This is a genomic window from Pseudomonas protegens (assembly GCF_003363755.1).
In the GTDB taxonomy this organism is placed as follows: Bacteria; Pseudomonadota; Gammaproteobacteria; order Pseudomonadales; family Pseudomonadaceae; genus Aquipseudomonas; species Aquipseudomonas danubii.
The window spans coordinates 55815-73930 of the sequence record NZ_CP031396.1 but is presented as its reverse complement, the minus strand read 5'-3'; the positions used below and the strand labels follow the sequence as shown (position 1 = coordinate 73930).

Annotated in this window: 15 protein-coding genes; 4 read left to right on the top strand and 11 right to left on the bottom strand. The window is 64.5% G+C overall.

The window, feature by feature from the left end; all coding sequences use genetic code 11:
- Positions 1-3: 3 nt before the first annotated feature.
- The 7 genes from DWF74_RS00290 to DWF74_RS00260 form a co-directional block, all read right to left on the bottom strand.
- Positions 4-1356: a 3-oxoacyl-ACP reductase gene (locus DWF74_RS00290; protein ID WP_102865100.1), complete on the bottom strand. Its 1353-nt coding sequence runs from the start codon at positions 1354-1356 to the stop codon at positions 4-6.
- Positions 1357-1386: 30 nt separating this feature from the next.
- Positions 1387-3936: an acyl-CoA dehydrogenase gene (locus DWF74_RS00285; protein WP_102865101.1), complete on the bottom strand. Its 2550-nt coding sequence runs from the start codon at positions 3934-3936 to the stop codon at positions 1387-1389.
- A gap of 279 nt (positions 3937-4215) precedes the next feature.
- A complete protein-coding gene (locus DWF74_RS00280; RefSeq protein WP_102865102.1) occupies positions 4216-5652 on the bottom strand; it encodes an outer membrane protein transport protein in 1437 nt (478 codons plus the stop codon).
- Between the two features lie 123 nt (positions 5653-5775).
- Positions 5776-6267 carry an alkane oxidation protein activator PraB gene (praB, locus tag DWF74_RS00275; protein ID WP_102865103.1) on the bottom strand — a complete coding sequence of 164 codons (492 nt, stop codon included), beginning with the start codon at positions 6265-6267 and terminating at the stop codon, positions 5776-5778.
- A gap of 207 nt (positions 6268-6474) precedes the next feature.
- The gene (praA, locus tag DWF74_RS00270) at positions 6475-6924 is read right to left on the bottom strand and encodes an alkane oxidation protein activator PraA (RefSeq protein WP_394304657.1); all 450 of its coding nucleotides are present in this window, start codon (positions 6922-6924) and stop codon (positions 6475-6477) included.
- 187 nt (positions 6925-7111) lie between these two features.
- Entirely contained in the window at positions 7112-8389 is a 1278-nt protein-coding gene (locus tag DWF74_RS00265; RefSeq protein ID WP_102865105.1) for an alkane 1-monooxygenase, read from the bottom strand.
- 293 nt (positions 8390-8682) lie between these two features.
- Positions 8683-9678 carry an alpha/beta fold hydrolase gene (locus DWF74_RS00260; protein WP_110651629.1) on the bottom strand — a complete coding sequence of 332 codons (996 nt, stop codon included), beginning with the start codon at positions 9676-9678 and terminating at the stop codon, positions 8683-8685.
- A 265-nt stretch (positions 9679-9943) separates the two neighbouring features.
- Here DWF74_RS00260 and DWF74_RS00255 point away from each other — a divergent pair, with 265 nt between their 5' ends.
- From DWF74_RS00255 to DWF74_RS00240, 4 genes are all read left to right on the top strand, one after another.
- A complete protein-coding gene (locus DWF74_RS00255) occupies positions 9944-11512 on the top strand; it encodes a flavin-containing monooxygenase (protein WP_115579994.1) in 1569 nt (522 codons plus the stop codon).
- Positions 11499-12398, top strand: coding sequence for an SDR family NAD(P)-dependent oxidoreductase (locus DWF74_RS00250; RefSeq protein ID WP_102865108.1), 900 nt, complete (start codon positions 11499-11501; stop codon positions 12396-12398). The genes DWF74_RS00255 and DWF74_RS00250 overlap by 14 nt, the downstream gene beginning before the upstream one ends.
- Before the next feature lie 38 nt (positions 12399-12436).
- Positions 12437-13279, top strand: a complete 843-nt coding sequence (locus tag DWF74_RS00245) for a metal-dependent hydrolase (RefSeq protein ID WP_102865109.1) — start codon at positions 12437-12439, stop codon at positions 13277-13279.
- Positions 13280-13391: 112 nt separating this feature from the next.
- On the top strand, positions 13392-14186 hold the full coding sequence (locus tag DWF74_RS00240) for a type 1 glutamine amidotransferase domain-containing protein (RefSeq protein WP_115579993.1): 795 nt from the start codon (positions 13392-13394) through the stop codon (positions 14184-14186).
- Between the two features lie 75 nt (positions 14187-14261).
- On the opposite strand, the gene DWF74_RS00235 is transcribed toward DWF74_RS00240, so the two are convergent.
- From DWF74_RS00235 to DWF74_RS00220, 4 genes are read right to left on the bottom strand one after another with little or no spacing between them, the layout of a single operon-like run.
- The gene (locus DWF74_RS00235) at positions 14262-15026 is read right to left on the bottom strand and encodes an ABC transporter permease (RefSeq protein ID WP_102865111.1); all 765 of its coding nucleotides are present in this window, start codon (positions 15024-15026) and stop codon (positions 14262-14264) included.
- On the bottom strand, positions 15026-16225 hold the full coding sequence (locus tag DWF74_RS00230; protein WP_115579992.1) for an ABC transporter substrate-binding protein: 1200 nt from the start codon (positions 16223-16225) through the stop codon (positions 15026-15028). Before DWF74_RS00230 ends, DWF74_RS00235 begins: the two co-directional genes overlap by 1 nt.
- Positions 16191-17030 (bottom strand): ABC transporter ATP-binding protein, encoded by an 840-nt coding sequence (locus DWF74_RS00225; RefSeq protein WP_115579991.1) that lies wholly within the window; start codon positions 17028-17030, stop codon positions 16191-16193. Before DWF74_RS00225 ends, DWF74_RS00230 begins: the two co-directional genes overlap by 35 nt.
- Entirely contained in the window at positions 17027-18094 is a 1068-nt protein-coding gene (locus tag DWF74_RS00220) for an acyl-CoA dehydrogenase family protein (protein WP_115579990.1), read from the bottom strand. The genes DWF74_RS00225 and DWF74_RS00220 overlap by 4 nt, the downstream gene beginning before the upstream one ends.
- Positions 18095-18116: the final 22 nt, after the last annotated feature.

The window sequence follows — 18116 nt, the reverse complement described above, 5'->3', positions numbered from 1 at the left end:
GGTTCAGGCCCCCAGCAGGCTTTGTCCGCAGACGCGGACCACCTGTCCATTGATCCCGCCGGAGGCCGGATGGGCCAGCCAGGCGATGGTTTGCGCCACATCCACGGCCTGACCGCCCTGGTTCATGGAATTCATGCGCCGTCCGGCCTCGCGAATCAGCAGCGGGATCTTCGCGGTCATCTGGGTTTCGATAAAGCCCGGCGCCACCGCGTTGACCGTGATCTGCTGACGCGCCGCCAGTGGCCCCAGACTCTCCACCAGACCAATGACCCCGGCTTTGGAAGTGGCGTAGTTGCTTTGCCCGAGGTTGCCGGCGATCCCGGAAATCGACGAGACACAGACGATCCGTCCCCCCGGGTTCAGGCCCTGGCCCTCCAGCAGCGCCTGGCTCAGTAGCAGCGGTGCTTCCAGGTTGACGGCCATGACCTTGCGCCAAGCGGCTTCGGTCATCTTCGCCAGGGTCTTGTCCTGGGTGATGCCGGCGTTGTGCACGACGATATCGAAAGCACCGTGCTCACCGACGAACTCCAGCAGCCGCTGCCCGGCACCAGAAGCGGTGATGTCCAGGGCCAGGGCGCTGCCCTTGAGGCCCGCTGCCGCCTGCTGCAACTCAGCCTCGACCTGGGGAATGTCCAGGCACACCACCTGGGCGCCTTCCCGGGCCAGGACCTGGGCAATGGCCAAGCCAATGCCGCGACAGGCCCCCGTGACCAGGGCCCGCCGGCCCTCCAGTGGCTGGGCCCAGTCGATGTGCCGGGGCACATCCACCGGCTCGCCGATGCGCACCACCTGACCCGAGACATAGGCCGAACGACGGGACAGGAAAAACCGCAGGCTGCTGTCCAGTTCAGCTTCGGCACCGGGCTCGACATACAGCAGTTGCGCGGTAATGGCCCGGCGCAACTCCTTGCCCAGGGAGCGCACGAAACCCTCCAGGGCCCGCTGCGCCACGGCCTGGGCCAGCGCCTTGCAGTGCTCCGGCGGCGTGCCCAGCACCAGCACCCGACCGTGGGCGGTCAGGCGCCGGACATTGGCATGGAAGAAGCGGTACAGCTCATCGAGCTGGGCGATATCCGCCAGCCCGCTGGCGTCGAAGACCAGGCCCTGGACCTTCACGGTCGAGGGCGCGTTGATGCTTGCGGCCTGGGCCGCCACGGTGTCGGTGGCGGCGAAGATCCGTTGCAGCTCGCCCAGAAGGCGCCCCTCGGGCGCCGCGGCGAGGACCACCGGGTTGATCAGGTTGCCGCCCTGCCCCTCGCGCTGGCGTTGCAGCGGCAGCGGTTGCGGCAGGCCGGTCCGTTGGGCCAGCCAGCGGCCCCACCCGGAATTGACGAACGAAAGATAACCGTCAGACATAAAGAGATCCCGATCCAATCCAGTAGAGGCTCAATAGGCCGAATCGCTGGCCAGCACCGCGTCTTCGCTGCTGGCGGCACGTTTGCGCGAGGCCGGCTTGGCGCTTTGCTCGAAGTGCGCCTGACGCTGTTGCAAGGCTTCCAGCAGCCCGAAGTCCTGGGGGAAGTCGTCGACCTGGATCGCGTGATCGCCGTATTCCACGTAACGACTGAGCAGCTCGTCTTCGTCCTGGCTGATCAACTGCTGTTCCAGAGCCTGGACCCGCCACACGCCGAAGGCCTCGCGGGAGATCGGCAACGGCGCCAGGGCGCCCTGCTTGATCGCCGGCTTGAGCCGGGCCTCGATCAGTTCCACTTGCGGTTGCAGGCGGAACGCCAGTTCGCCGTAGGCCAGTTTGTCGATGTCCGGTTGCGGGATGTAGGAGTCGGCCAACAGGCGGTCCCGGGTGGCGCCTGGGGTTTGCACCAGCTCGGCCACCTCGGCCAGCAAGCGGTCGCTGGGTTTGTGCTGGGGAATGCCCAGGGGGAAGCTCAGACCACGAATAATCCGCGCCGCCGCTCTGGACGGATAGTTGTCCAGCACCTCGGCCAGGGCTTCATGGGCCCGCAGCAGGGCATCCTGGGCCGCCCAATGCACCAGCGGCAGATCGGCCTGGGGCCGGCCATCGTCCTCGAAACGCTTCAGCACGCAGGACAGGATGTACAGCTGGGAAAGAATGTCCCCCAGGCGTCCGGTGATGCTTTCCTTGCGCTTGAGGGCACCACCCAGCACGCCCATGGAAATGTCCGAAGCCAGGGCCAGCACCACCGACAGACGCTGGATCTGCCGGTAATAGCCAGCCAGGGCCTTGTCGGTGTTGGCTGGGGCTTTGATCAGGCGGCCGCCGGTCAGGGCATGCACCGCGGCGCGCACAGTGTTGGCGCAGACAAAGCTGATATGGCCGAACATCGCGCTGTCGAACGCTTCCAGGCCTTTGCGTCCACCATCGCGAGCGGCTTCCATTTCACGGAACACATAAGGATGGCAACGGATCAGCCCCTGGCCGTAGATGATCAGGCAGCGGGTCATGATGTTCGCGCCTTCCACGGTGATGGCGATCGGGCTTTGCTGGTAGGCCCGGGCCAGGAAGTTGTTGGGGCCCATGCAGATGCCCTTGCCGGCGACGATGTCCATGCCGTCGTTGACGATGGCCCGGGCCCGCTCGGTGACGTGGTATTTGGCAATCGCCGAGATCACCGAAGGTTTCTCGCCGGCATCCAGGGACGCCACCGAAACCTTGCGCACCGCATCGCAGGCATACAGGTGCCCGGCCATGCGCGCCAACGGCGCCTGCACCCCTTCGAACTTGCCGATGGGCAAGCCGAACTGCTTGCGCATCGCCGCGTAGGCGGTGGTGCCGCGCACCGCCACCTTGCCCAGGCCGACGTTGGCCGACGGCAGGGAAATGGCGCGCCCGGCGGCCAGGCACTCCATCAGCATGCGCCAGCCGTTGCCCACCTGGGCGCCGCCGCCGATCACCCATTCCAGGGGAATGAACACATCCTTGCCGGTGGTCGGGCCGTTCTGGAACACCGCGTTCAGCGGCCAGTGACGACGCCCGGTATTGACCCCCGGATGGGTGGTGGGAATCAGTGCGCAGGTAATCCCCAGGCTGCCCTTGCTGCCCAGCAGGCCGTCCGGGTCTTCGGCGCGAAACGCCAGGCCCAGCACCGTGGCGATGGGGCCCAGGGTGATGTAGCGCTTGTCCCAGGTGACGCGAAAGCCCAGCACCTCCTGGCCTTCGAACTGGCCCTTGCACACCACCCCGACGTCGGGAATGGCCCCGGCGTCGGAACCGGCATAGGGGCTGGTCAGGGCAAAGCACGGAATGTCTTCGCCGCGAGCCAGGCGCGGCAGGTAATGCTGGCGCTGGGCCTCGGTGCCGTAGTGCAGCAATAGCTCGGCCGGGCCCAGGGAGTTGGGCACCATCACCGAGATCGCCGCCGCCGAGCAGCGGGTGGAAAGCTTCATCACCACCTGGGAATGGGCGTAATGGGAGAAGCCTTTGCCGCCGTACTGCTTGGGAATGATCATCCCCAGAAAGCCCGCGTCCTTGGTGTATTGCCAGGCCTTGGGCGACAGGTCCTGCCAGATCTGGGTGGTTTCCCAGTCGTTGGCCATGTTGCACAGGGTTTCCACTTCGTTGTCCATGAACGCCTGTTCTTCGGCGCTCAGGCTGGCCGGGGCGGCCTGCAGCAGGCGCGGCCAGTCGGGCTTGCCGCTGAACAGCTCGGCGTCCCACCAGACCGTGCCGGACTCGATGGCGGCGCGCTCGGTGTCGGACATGACCGGCATGATCTTGCGAAACATGGCCAGGGCGCGGCGGGTGAGCAAGGCACGGCGCAGGGGCTTGATGCTCAGCAGCGCGGCCGGCGCCAGCACCAGCAGCACGCCGAGGGTCAGTCCCAGGGTGCCCACCAGATTGAACAGATAACCTGCCGCCAGCCATACCAGGCCGCCGCCCAGCCACAGGGCCGCGGCGGCCTGGCGATAGGCCAGTGCACAGGCTGCGGCGAGTCCCACCAATAACCAGACAATCATGGAATACCTCTCTTGTTCTAACGAGACAACCACTGGGAGCCCGGGCGTTGTGCCGACCCCTCGACGATCACCCTACAAAGGAAAGAAGCATGTTTCAAATTTTATTTTTAAATATTGTTTTGAGTGTTTTCGGTAACGCATAACGGCTGAACGATGTCAGCCAAAGGTTGGAAAAGCAGGCAGGTCGAGACGGGTCCTGAGGTGACCCGTCCAGCCAACGGCAGTCGCACACTCCCTTGGTACTGCCGTTATCTCAAGGCATGGATGAAGCGCGAGACCTCAGAAGTGATAAGTCGCGGAGAGACTCACCACTTCGCCTTTGGAGTCGACTTTGCCGTCGATGGTGGAACCACCGAGACGGTCGACGTTGACGGTCTTGAGCTTGGCCTCTTTGACGAACTGCCGGGAATAGGCGCCGTCGATGGTCAGCCCGGGAATGGCCTTGATGTCATAGCCAAAACCGATGGAAGTGAACCAGCGATCGTTATCCGGAATCCGTGGGTCACGGGTCGAATTGCGAGTCGGGGTCTGGTCGAAGGCCACACCGGCGCGCAGGGTCAGTTCATCGGTGAAGCGATAGTCGCCACCCAGGGAGTACATCATCGAGTCCTTGTAGTTGTAAGGAATCGCCACCAGGGTGTTGCCATCAGACTTCAGCGTCAGGTCCTTGAACGACGACCACTGGGTCCAGAGCAGACTGGCACCCATGGTGAAGCGATCGTTGAACACGTGGACCCAGTCCAGGCCGGCGGTGGCCGGAATGTCCAGTTGGGTACTGGCGTTGGCACCATCGGGGTTTAGCTTGAGGCCCGGATAGGCCAGTTCGGTCAGGGTTTCACCGTTGGGACCGGCCGGCTGGGTCATGAAATTGCGGCCCAGGGCGTCGGCACGAATGTTGTACTTGCCCTCCATCTTGTTCTTGATCTTGGCGTGATAGTTCAGGCCCAGGGTGTCCTGCTCGGTGGGTTTCCAGGTGATGCCGGTGAACCAGCCGACCGAGGTGTTATCGACCTTGACCCGCATCAGGTTGGAGCCAATGCCCGAGGGCGCTCCAGGAAGCACCGACATGCCCGCCGAACCACTGACGTTGAGGTTCTGGCTGACGAAGCCCTTGCTGTGCTGCACGATGACCCCGGCACCGATGGAGAAGTCCTCACGGACCTTGAACGACAGGGCCCCAGTGAGGCCGACAGTCTCAATCTTGGTATCCACGGCGAAGTCACGACCTTTCCAGCCTTCGTCCCAGGTGCTGCGCATGCCCAAGGGCACGACCTGGCTGAGGCCAAAAGCAAAGCGATCGTTGATCGGCATCACCATGAAACCGGTGGGCAACCAGGCGGTGAAACCACCTTCCCCGCCATCGCCGGTCAGGGGCATCGCCGCGCCACTGGGAGCGCCGGTGTCATCCACGGGAGTGATGGAGGCCGGATTCCCCTGATAGTCGTTGACGTTGCCTTTGAACTTCATCTTGATCCGCGCGTAATCCACGGTCATCTGTGCCACGTTGTGATCGATGAACGCCATGGCCGCCGGGTTGTTGTACGCAGCACTGGGATCATTCTTGAACAGCGAACCACCACCAAACGCCCGACCCCAGCCTGGAGCGCCATAGGTCGGAGTAGAGAAACCACCCGCCTGCACCGACCCGGAACCGATCAGGCCACCCAGCACCGCCAAGCCAATAGCGGCCTGGATCTTGTGTTTCTTATTATTCATGCCCCACTCCTTATTATTATCGACCGCGATCGGCCACCACCGACCCAGGGCGTTGCAACAGGCGCCTCAAACGAGGCGCCTGTTTTTTCAGCAAGTGATCAACAGGCTGAAGTCAGATCAACTTCAAGGGGTTACGGTGAAGGCTGGGTTCGGCTTGACGCTCAACGCCGTGATTTTGCAACTGCCGACGGATTGCGCCGAAGGAATGCTCAGGGTGTTGGTGGCGTTGTTCCAAGTGGCGTTGATGGTCACCGGCGTGCTGCTGCAGTTGGAGAGGATCTTGAAGTTGACCCCGGTCACGGTGCCCGCGGTAGCGCTGGAGGCGGTCAGGGTCCAAGGCAGGTTCAGCAGAACCGGCACGCCGCACAGCGAGTTGCTACCGCTGACGGTGGCGCCGGTGATCGAGGCATTGGAGCCGTCGGCCGCCACGGTACCGGTGAAGTTGATGTTGCAATTGACCGGAATCCCAAACGATGCCGGCGAAGACACCGAGATGGTGCCCGGTGCCGAGAAGGACGCACCGGCAGGTGCAATGGTGGCAGCGTTGGCCATCGACGCGGCGCCCAGGCAGATGGCGAAAGAAGCTACGGATACCAGAGTCTTGATGCTTTGCATTGTTGTTTTCCTCAAGATTTAGGCAACAGGCAGTTGCCAGGGGGTTATCAGCCTCGCCAGGGTGTCGATGACGCCATCGGCTCTCCAGTTCGACCGAATTCGGTGCTGGAGCACGCTATGGCGATACCGACCGGGCTTGAGCTGCCGGCGCTTTCGGACTACTTGATCGCACGTTCATCAGCGTCCCTCCATGGAATCTGTTGTGACTCAGGGCGCAACCCGGAACGTGGGCGGCATCTGGATCGATACGGTCTTGATGGTGCAGCCGCCCTCAAGGCTGACCTGGGTCGCCTCCAGCTTGCCGGTGCGGTTGTTCCAACTGCCTTCGGCGGTGCTCGGCCCGCAATCGCCGCCCACCAGGGGGGCGTGTACGGTGACCTGGATGCCGGACATGGCGCCGCTGGTTTCATCCTTGGCAATCAGCTTCCAGGGCAGGTGCGTGGCTTCCACCTGGCCACACTTGAGGCCGCCGCTGAAGTCGACTTTCTCGACGCTGGCGAAGCTGCCGTCGGGGCTGACCTTGCCGCTGACCTGGATGGTGCAGTCGGCATTGATGATGCTTTTGGCGAAGCTGATGGGCCCTTTGGCGGTGAACTCGGTGTTGGCCGGCTCGATGCGCGCCGCATCGGCGGCGCCCATCAGTGACACACCCAGCATGACCACGAACAGACGGGCAGCGAGCAGAGGTGAAATAGACATCCGTGACTTCCTTACAGTTGCTTATTGTTGTTGTCGGTCAACGTGTTCAAGGACTTCTGTATTCGGGGCTCACCCTTCAAGCAGGCAAACGCAGGCGGTTCACGGGCACTTGAAGGAGTGAGCGGTCCAACTAAAGAGCGGTGTCTCAATCGGTGTCGGTGAAACCGTATTGCTTGAGCAGTTCGGCACGCTTGGCCGGATGCAGGTTGGCCAACCGCACATCTCCCGAGTAATGGGCCAGGACCCGGTGGTCCATCAGTCGCCGCCAGAGCGCCGGCACATAGGCCCAGACGATCATGGTGGCGTAGCCATAGGGCAGTTGCGGGGACTCGTCGAAGTGGCGCAAGGCCTGGTACGAACGGGTCGGGTTGGCATGGTGGTCAGAGTGACGCTGCAGCTGGAACAGGAAGATGTTGGTGACGATGCGGTTGCTGTTCCAGGAATGGCGTGGCGAGCAGCGCTCATACCGGCCGTTGGGCTGTTTCTGCCGCAGCAGACCGTAGTGCTCGACGTAGTTCACCACTTCCAGCAGGGAGAAACCGTAGATGCCCTGGATCACCAGGAAGGGAATCACTGCCGCGCCGAGCCAGGCGATCAGCACGCCCCAAAGCACCACGCTGTACAGCCAGGCACTGAGCACGCCGTTCTTCCAGTGCAGGGTCGGCAGTCCGAGCTTGTGCAGGCGCTCGCTTTCCAGGTGCCAGGCCGAGCGCAGGCTGAACCACACGGTGCGCGGCAGGAAACTCCAGAACGACTCGCCAAGGCGCGAGCTGGCCGGATCTTCAGGGGTCGCCACGCGAACGTGATGGCCACGGTTGTGTTCGACGAAGAAGTGCCCGTAGAAGGTCGAGGCCAGGGCCAGTTTGGCCAGGAACTTGGCCATCCCGCGGTTCTTGTGCCCCAGCTCATGGGCAATGTTGATGGCGATACCGGTGGCGGCACCGGTGGACATGGCCATGCCCAGGTAAGTGAACCAGCCGACGCTGCCATGCAGTTGCGCACGTTCGGTCAGAAAGGCCGCGAAGCTCGCCAGGCTGCCCTGCAGGTGCAGCTGTTCACTAAGCTGCAACAAGCCACCGGCCAGGATCCAGTCGACCCCCTTGATGGCCATCCAGGCGGTGACTACCAGGGACACCACCGAGAGCACGGCGCAGCTGTAGACGATGAAACGGTAGTAGGGTTGTTTTTCCAGATCGGGAACCGCGGACTCCGGCGGGTTGCTGGCGTCCTCTCCGAGCAGGCCGTCAATCAGGGGAATCAGGCCGAAGATCACCACCACCCCGCTCCACCAGAACACCTGGACACCGGTGGTCAGTGCGAACAGGCCTGCGAGCAAAGGGGTGATCATCGGCAAGGTGCCCAGCCACCAGAGGTGACGCTTGCCATCGGTCCAGACGCCGGGTGCCGCCACGGAGACAGTCATGGCAGCCTCCGCAGGATGGCCGTCGGCAGGGATGCCATAGAGGACAGCGCGACGGCGCTGTACGGAGCGTGAACAGACGAAAAAACAAAAGCGTGAAATGGCGTTATTTTCATTATTTTAATCGCTCAATTGCACTTTCAAAAAAAACATTCAAAACATTTTTTTAAAAAAATAGCTCGGGTTCGTTAGCTCGTCAACTATTTTCTCGGTCTGTTTTGAATGTCGCCCGTGAAGCCTTTACAGCTGCTGCCAGAGTCGTTGCGCGACGATCGCAATCACCATCTACAATGCCCCTAGCCTGCTCGGGATGCCGCGAACGGCGGGCGCAGCACGGTGGCGCTGCGCTGCGGTGCGGCTTGTGCAGCAATGTGCTCGACCATGGCCACCACTCGCTCGACGGCGCTGATGGGCAGCATGTGCCCTCGACCTGGAACGATCTCAAGTTGCAGCCCCGGCACCTTGCCCACCATGGCCTCGCCATGCCGGCGGTAATTGAGTATCGAGTCCGCCGAACCATAGATCAGCCCCACCGGCAGCTTCAGGCTGGGGTAGCGCTTGACCATGCCCGGTAAGGCGCGATTGACCACCGCGATCTCGCTGGAGGCGTTATAGAAGTTGTCCGAACGCATCCCCAGCAAGCCGCCGCCACGCTCGGCGAAGTCCTCGGGCACCGGGTCCGGGGCGAATATCGCCTTCACCAGACCGCGACGACCGAGCATCGCCATGGGCGCCGCCAGGGTCAGGGACATCCAGCGACGCAGGAAGGCCGGACGTACTCCAAGGGACAGGAACACCCAGGGCAGCATGCGTTGCGGATGAGTCAAGGGCGCCACCAGGATCAGCCCGGACACCGATTGCGGATGATCCAGCGCCAAAGACAAGGCCACGGCGCCGCCCAGGGAATGCCCGAGTACCAGCGGCTGCCCCAGGTCCAGGGTGCGAATGAACTTGGCCACCAGACTGGCCTGGGCCGGCAGGTCCGCCGCCGCACCGCGGGCCCGCGTGGAATAGCCTGAGCCGGGGCGGTCGAGGGTGATCACCCGGAACCGTTCACGCAACTGCGGCGCCAGGGAGTGGGTCAGGTTGCGACCGCAACCGGACAGGCCATGGATCATCAGCAGTGCCGGGCCGCGGCCCTCGTCGGTGTAGTGCAGGCGTTCACCGCCGACTTCGAGAAAGCGCCCGTTGATCGGCACCTGGCGTTCGATCCTGCGGTTGATACGCAAGCTCACCACCCAAAGCACCGCGCTGACCGCCAGAAATACCGCCGCCGCTACCAGCCACTGCATAACCCGTCCCCCCAGCTTCCCTGCGCCGCGCTGCAGGACCAGGATGATCCGCCGCAGTGGCTGTCGCCTTGGCCCGGTACCGCCTGTGGCGTCTCATCCCGGCTCCGGATGAGCCCTGCAAGATCCACAAGCGAATGGCGTAGGTGACTTTTTCAGGCGATTTATTTAAATTATTTTTTAAAACATTATTTTAAATTGTGCAATCCTGAGGTTTCACTCACCGACGAAAGTCACCCCAAGCATCACCACAATCGAGGTACACACCATGAATGCGTACTCGCCACCCAACGACCCTGAGGCCGTTGACATCGCCATCATCGGCGCCGGCTTCGCCGGGCTGTGCATGGCGATCAAGCTCAAGCAAGCCGGGCTGCAAGACTTCCTGGTCGCCGAACAAGCCGCGTCCCTGGGGGGCACCTGGCGCGACAATCACTACCCCGGCTGCGCCTGCGACGTGCAATCCCACGTTTACTCCTTTTCCTTTGCGCCCAACCCGAACTGGACCCGGCAGTTCGCGCCCCAGGCGGAAATCCGCGAGTACCTGGAGAACTGCGCCAGGGACTTCGCCCTGGCGCCCTTTCTGCACTTCAACATGGGCCTGGAGCAGGCGGTCTTCGATGAGGTTTCAGAGCGCTGGCAACTGAGGTTCGGCAATGGCCGCAAGGTCAGCGCGCGGGTGCTGGTGTCCGGCATGGGCGGCCTTTCGCGTCCGGCGATCCCGCAGATTCCCGGCCTGGACACCTTCACCGGCAAGCGCTTTCACTCCCAGCAGTGGGACCATCGCTACTCCCTGCAAGGCAAGCGCGTGGCGGTGATAGGCACGGGTGCCAGTGCCATTCAGTTCGTCCCGAAAATCGCTCCCCGGGTGGCGCAGCTCAAGCTGTTCCAGCGCACCCCGCCGTGGATCATGCCCAAGCCCGACCGCCCGCTCAGCGCGGCGGAACGCTGGGCCTTCAAGCACCTGCCCTTCACCCAGCGGCTGGTGCGCTCGGCGCTGTACTGGGCCCTGGAAAGCCGGGTGATCGCCTTCGCCCGCAGGCCGAAACTGATGAGAGTGGTACAGCGCGTGGCCCTGCGGCACCTGCGCAAGCAAGTCGCCGATCCGCTCCTGCGCCAACGCCTGACGCCCGACTACACCATCGGCTGCAAGCGCATCCTGATTTCCAACGACTACTACCCAGCCCTCTCCCGAGGCAATGTGGGGGTCATCAGCGATGCCATCCAGCGCATCGACAGCGATGCCGTGATCACCGCCGACGGCACCCGCCACCCGGTGGACTGCATCATCTTCGGCACCGGCTTCCAGGCCACCGACCCGATTCCCCAGGGCCTGCTCTTCGGCCGTCGGGGCCAGGACCTGATGGACGCCTGGTCCGGGGGCGCCCATGCCTACCTCGGCACCTGCCTGCCGGGCTTTCCCAACTTGTTCATGATCGTCGGCCCCAACACCGGTCTTGGGCACAACTCGATGATCCTGATGATCGAGGCTCAGGTGGACTACATCCTCAAGGCCCTGGAACGGATGCGCCTGGACGGCATCGCCAGCCTGGAGGTCAAGCCCCAGGTCGAGAGCCAGTACAACCAGCGTCTGCAACAGCGCCTGGCCGGGGCCATCTGGTCCACCGGCGGTTGCCGCAGCTGGTACCTGGACCCCCGCAGCGGCCAGAACACCACCCTCTGGCCCGGCTCTACCTGGAGCTTCAGGAAGACCGTGCAGCACTTCCAGCTCCAGGACTACCTGACCACTCACCTGCTCCACCCCGGGACTGCCGCCACGCCGGCCGCAGCGCGCCCGTTGAACCTGCAAGAGGCCGCCATCGATGAAAAATTTTAACGGTAAAGTCGCGGCCATCACCGGCGCCGCCTCCGGCATGGGGCGTGCCCTGGCCATTGCCCTGGCCCGCGAGGGTTGCCACCTGGCCCTGGCCGACAAGAACCCCCAGGGACTGGCCCAGACCGTGACCCAGGCCCGGGCCGCGACCTTGCTGCCATTGCGCATCAGCAGCCAGGAACTGGACGTCGGCGACCGCCAAGCGATGTTCGCCTGGGCCGCCGCCAGCGCCGCCGAACACGGGCAGATCAACCTGATCTTCAACAATGCCGGCGTGGCCCTGTCCAGCACCGTGGAAGGTTCGAGCCTGGCGGACCTGGAGTGGATCGTCGACGTCAATTTCTGGGGCGTGGTCCACGGCACCCAGGCCTTCCTGCCCTACCTCAAGCAATCCGGCGACGGCCACATCATCAACACCTCCAGCGTCTTCGGCCTGTTCTCCCAACCGGGCATGAGCGGCTACAACGCTACCAAGTTCGCCGTACGCGGCTTTACCGAATCCCTGCGCCAGGAGCTGGACCTGCAAGGCAACGGCGTCTCTGCCACTTGCGTGCACCCGGGCGGCATCCGTACCGATATTGCCCGCAGCAGCCGCATCAGCGACAACGTCAAGGGCTTCCTGATCGACAACGAACAGCAGGCCCGGGACGACTTCGAAAAGCTCTTCATCACCGGCGCCGAAACCGCCGCCAAGGTGATCCTGCACGGGGTGCGCAAAAACAAGCGCCGGGTGCTGATCGGCCGCGATGCGCACTTCCTCGATCTGCTGGTGCGTCTGCTGCCCGGCGCCTATCAGGCCCTGGTGGTGTGGATCAGCCGGCGCATGGCGCCCAAGCCGGGCCAGGAACGGCCGGCAGTCTACGAGGCCCAGGACGAGCGCGGCCTGTAGCGCCGCGTACCCATTTCATGTCTAGAGGAGCGCCAGCCATGCTGCCCATCCGCCGCGACATCCAGGTCGAACTGCCTGCCGAACGTGCCTGCGACTGGCACGAACAAGGCAGCCACGTGAGCCACTTCTTCAATGCCCTGTCCCTGCTGTTTCCTGCCGGCGAGCTGTTCTTCATGGACAGCGTGCGCCATTACCGCGAGCAGATTCACGACCCCGAGCTCAAGCGCGAGATCCAGGGGTTCATTGGCCAGGAAGCCATGCACAGCCGCGAGCACGTGCGCTACAACGACTTGCTGCAGGACGCCGGGCTGCCGGCCCATTTGCTGGATCGGCGGCTGCGGATGATCCTCGACTTCCAGAAAAAGCACTTTCCTGCGGCCTTCAACCTGGCCATCACTGTGGCCCTGGAACACTACACGGCGATCCTTGCCGACCTGCTGCTGCGCGACCCCAGCCGCTTCGGCGATTCGGTGGAAGGCTACCGGCAGATGTGGCTGTGGCACGCCCTGGAGGAAACCGAACACAAATCGGTGTCCTACGACGTCTTTAACAGCGTGCTCAAGCCCGGGCCCAAGCGCTACCTGATCCGCACCGGGACCATGCTCTTCACCACCCTGACCTTCTGGCTGGTGGTGTTCGACTTCCATGTGCGGATGCTCATCGCCGACCGCCGTCGCGGTGGCCACTGGCGCGGCCTGTGGCAGGTGATCAAGTACCTCTACGGTCCCAAGGGCGTGTTCCCGCGCATCGCCCTGCCCTGGCTGCAATTCTTCAAGCCGGGCTTCCATCCCTGGGACCACGACAACCGCGAGCAGCTGCAACGCATCGACGGTCTGGTGCAAGAGATCGAACGCACCCGCGCCGCCGTGGCGGCCAAGTGACCGGCCAAGTGGGCAGCCATGACACGCCGCAACAGCGGCGTGCCATGAGCGCCTGCACGCACGCCAGGGGCTGCTAACCTGCAGCGCACCCTTTGTGCTGCGAGCGCGCGCCATGATCCTGATCCTGCTGCCCCACGCCGACTACGACCCCACCGAAAGCAGCCTGCCCTGGCAGGCCGCCAGGGACGCGGGCTTTGACGCGCAATTCGCCACGCCCCTGGGGTTCCCGGCCTACGCCGACTCGCGCCTGGTGAGCCTGGGCTTCGGCCCACTCAATCCGCTGTTGATGACCCCCGCTGCCGACCTTGAGCACTACCACAGCATGACCCGCGACCCGGCGTTTCTCAGCCCCCTGAACTATGCCGACGTCGATCCGCAAGCCTTCGAGGGCCTGCTGATTCCGGGCGGGCATGCCCGGGGCATGCGCAGCCTGCTGGAGTCCGCGGATGTGAGGCGAATCATCCTGGCGTTCTTCAAGGCCGACAAACCCGTGGCCGCGGTGTGTCACGGCCCACTCGCGCTGGCCCGCTGCATCGACCCCGACAGCGGGCGCTCGGTGCTCTACGGACGCAAGGTCACCGCCCTGCTCGCAGGCCCCATGGAACTGGCGGCCTGGATCGTCACCGCGCCGTGGCTGGGGCGCTATTACCGCACCTACGACCACAGCGTCGAGCACGAGATCAAGCAGGTACTGGCCAGCCCGGCGGATTTTCTTTCCGGGCCCTGGCTGCCGCGCCGGGATTCAGCGCAGCACCCCGAGCGCGGCTTTGTGGTGCGCGACCGCAACCTGCTGACCGCGCGTTGGCCGGGAGACTGTCACCGCTTTGCCGAGGAGTGGGTGAACCTGCTGCAAGAGGCCCGTCAGGCCCAGGTTCAGCCGGAGCAGAGCAGCGCTGACCCGGCTTGAAGGCGTGGCGACACGCACGACTGTCTCCATGACCTGTTCGCCGACAAGCCGGCGCCTGCGGGAGAGGGAGCCGGATCAGGCATGGGACCAGCGCCGGTGCAGGCCACGGGCCAGGGCGTCGAGGGCAAACCCCAGCACGCCAATCAACAGCACCATGGCCATCAGTTCCGAGTAGGCCAGGCGGTCCCGGGTGTCGAGGATGAAGTAGCCCAGGCCGGCGCTGACACCGAGCATTTCGCAGGGCACCAGGACGATCCAGAGGATGCCGATGGACAGTCGCACCCCGGTCAGGACATGCCCCACCACCCCGGGCAAGATCACCTTGCGCAAGGTTTCCCAGCGGGTGGCGCTGAGGCTGCGGCTCAGTTGCAGCCAGCGCGGGTCCAGTTGACGCACGCCGGCCGCGGTGTTGAGCAGGATCGGCCACAGGGCGGCAAACGCCAGGAGGAAGTAGATCGGTTGGTCCCCTACCCCCATCAGCATCACCACCACGGGCATCCAGGACAGCGGCGAGATCATCCGCAAGAACTGGAACGCCGGGGTGGTCGCCGCCTCCAGGTGCCGGTAGCTGCCCACCAGCAGCCCCAGGGGCACACCGATCAGCAAGGCCAGGAGCAGCCCTACCAAGATGCGCTTGAGGCTCACCAGCACATGCTCATACAGCTCGCCGCGCCCCAGCAGTTCCACCAGGCTGGCGAAGGTCGCCTCGGGGGAGAAACGCGCCGCCAGGCCATTGCCGCCTCCCAGCAGGTGCACCCCCAGCCACCAGCCCAGCAGCAGGCTCAGCAGCCCCGCCAGGCCCAGGACCCAATGGCTCAGGGAGGAAGGTTGCTTGCCCATCAAAGACCAAACTCCTCGCTGCGTTCAAAGCTGTCCGCCAGGCCGAACGCCTTGAGCCCGCCCACTGCGGCGATGGCGTTGCGCACAAAGCGATCGTCCACCAGGTCCTGGGCGGTGTGCACCGGGTCGAGGTTGGCGAGAAAGCCCTTGTCGCCCTCGATCAGGGTGTCCTTGAGGCGCTTGACCAGTTCCTCGGTGTAACTGGGAAACGGATACGGCTGGAAGTCGATGCGCGACTCGTCCCAGTGGCTGTGCTGGATCGCACCGCTGGCCAGGTAGGCCTCGCGGTCGCTGGCCGCCGGCGCCAGCACTCGATTGAGGACCTGGGGCGCATGGGGCGTGTAGCGATTGCTGCCGTCCTTGGACAGCAACTGCGCAGCCTCCGCGCGGTTATCCCGGGTCCAGAGCTGAGCCTTGACGATGGCGTTGACCACTTTCTGCGACCACTCGGGGCGCTGGTTCAGGTCGTGCTCATGCATGAACACCACGCAGCAGGCGTGATTGCGCCAGACGTCCCCGGTAAAGCGCTGCACCCGCCCCACCTTGAGCTCTTCGGCCAGGGCGTTGAAGGGCTCGGCGACGATGTAGCCGGCAATGCGCTGGCTGGCCAGGGCCGGCGGCATGTCCGATGGCGGCAGCACCAGCAGGTTGACCTCGTTGGCCCCCAGGGCGCTGCCAGCGGCCTTGCTCACCGGCACCAGGCCGTTGTCGCGAAACAGTTGCTGCACCACCACGTTGTGGATCGAGTACCAGAACGGAATCGCCACCGACTTTCCCGCCAATTGCTTGATCTCGGTAATGCCCGGGGCCACGGTCAGGCCGGAGCCGCCGACATGGTTCCAGGCCACCACCTTGGCCGGCACCCGGCTGCCGTAGCGGGCCCAGACGGTCATCGGCGACAGCAGGTGAATGACATTGACCTGCCCGGAAATGAACGCCTCGATCACCTGCGCCCAGCTGCGCAGCAGCACCGGGCGTTCGGCCTTGATGCCCTCGGCCTCGAACAGGCCGTTGTTGTGGGCCACCAGCAAGGGCGTGGCGTCGGTGATCGGCAGGTAGCCGATGCGTACCGGCGCATCCGGCTCCTGGGCGGCGCGGGCGTGCAGGCTGTTGAGCAGCGGCAAGGCGCCGCCGGCGGTCAGCAGCGCGCTGAGTTTGAGGAAGTCACGACGCGTGTGAGTGAAGTCGTCCAGGCACATGGTCAATCTCCGACGGTGCAGGCAATGGGGAATTAAGGGGGTTGCGGCTCGCCCGCCGAAGGGTTTTGAGAATCTCGATACGCAAGGCGCCCAGCTCCTCGATCCGTTCGGCACGGGGCGCCGGCAGGTCGATGTGCCACTGGCCGAGGGTGCGCGCCGGGCTGTTACCCAGTAGCAGCACCCGATCGGACAACAGCAGGGCTTCGTCGATGTCGTGGGTGATCAGCAGCGCGGCCGTGCGGTGCTGGCCGATCACCTTGAGCAGCAGTTGCTGCATGTCGGCCCGGGTCACCTCGTCCAGGGCGCCGAAGGGTTCGTCCAACAGCAAGACTTGCGGCTGCCGGGCCAGGCAGCGGGCCAGGGCGGTGCGCTGGGCCATGCCGCCGGAGAGCTGGGCCGGGTACTGTCGACGGGCATGGTCCAGGCCAACGGCGGCGATGGCGTGGTCGATACGGGCCTGACGCTGCGTCTGGCTCAAGTGCGGCTGGCGGGCAAAATCCAGGCCGAAGGCGACGTTGTGCTCCAGGGTCAGCCAGGGCAACAGGCTGGGGTCCTGGAAGGCCACCGCGACCCGAGGATGGGGACCGCTGAGCACTTCTCCCAGCAGGCTGACCTGCCCCTTGTTGGGCTGCTGCAGGCCGGCCAGGACCCGCAACAGGCTGGACTTGCCGACACCGCTGGGGCCGAGGATGGACACCACCTCACCGGCTTGCAGTTGCAGCTCGAAGTCTTCCAGCACCACGTGCCAGCCCTCGGCCCCGGGATAGCCCAGGCTGATGTTCTGCGCATTCAACAACGGGCTCATGCTGCGTTACGCGCCTGGCGCTGCAGTTCGGCACGCAATTGCACCAGGCTTGGCGTGACGATGGGCACAAAGGCCGACTCGCGCCAGCGCCGGGCAAAGCCGCTGCCGAATTCATTCAGGTAGGCCTTGCCCCCACTGGCCTGCAACTCCAGTTGCACGGCGTTGGCAGTGGCCTCGGCCAAGGCGATGCGCACCCGGAACAGCGCTGCGGGCTGGGTCAGGAAACGCCCGTCGAGCAGACCCTCCTTGAGTTCGGCAACGGTCTGTTCCAGGTGCTGGCGCTGCTCGTGCAACGGCTCCATGAGAATCGAGCGGGCACCCTGGACATGGCTTTGCACTTCGCTAAGAGCCCGGCGCGCCAGGCCGATGGCCAGGGCACATTGCAGACCGAGAAAGGCCGGGCGCACGGCTGGCAGGAAGACTCGGGCGTCCTCGTGCAGCAGCCAGTCTCGCGGAACCTGCACCTGACTCAAGTCCAGGGCCGCGGTGTTGCTCGATTGCAGGCCCATCAGTTGCAGGTCGTCGGAGCGCTGCAGCCCGGGCAAGGCATCGGGAAGCGCCAGGATAAAGGGCGCACCGCCCTCCTCGTGCTCGATGGCCGCCGCCACCACAAAACCGCTCTTGCGCAGGTTGGTGACCCAGTGCAGGCGGCCGTTGAGGCTCCAGCCCTGGCCCTGGTCCCGCGCCTTGACTTGCAGCGCCTCGATCCCGGACAGGAACTTCATGGCGTTGGACAGCCCGGTGGCCCCGGCCAGTTCGCCACTGAGCAACGAGGGCAGCAAGCGCTCGCGCAGCGCCTGGTTGGGACTGTGCAGCAGGTATTCGATAAAGGCCCGCTGGCCCCAGAACACGAAGGCGGCCGCCAGGGAGTGACTTGCCACCGCGGCCATGACTTCCAGGGCATCGGTCAGGTCGCCGCCGCTGCCTCCCAGTTCCTGGTCGATGCCGACCCGCAGCACGTCGGCCCCGGCCAGTCGAGCGAGTACCTGCTGAGGATCGCAGTGACCCTGGTCCAGCGCCTGGGCCTGGGCATCCAGCCATTCACTCAAGTGCGCACTGAGCATGTGGTTTTCTCCTTGAAGGGGG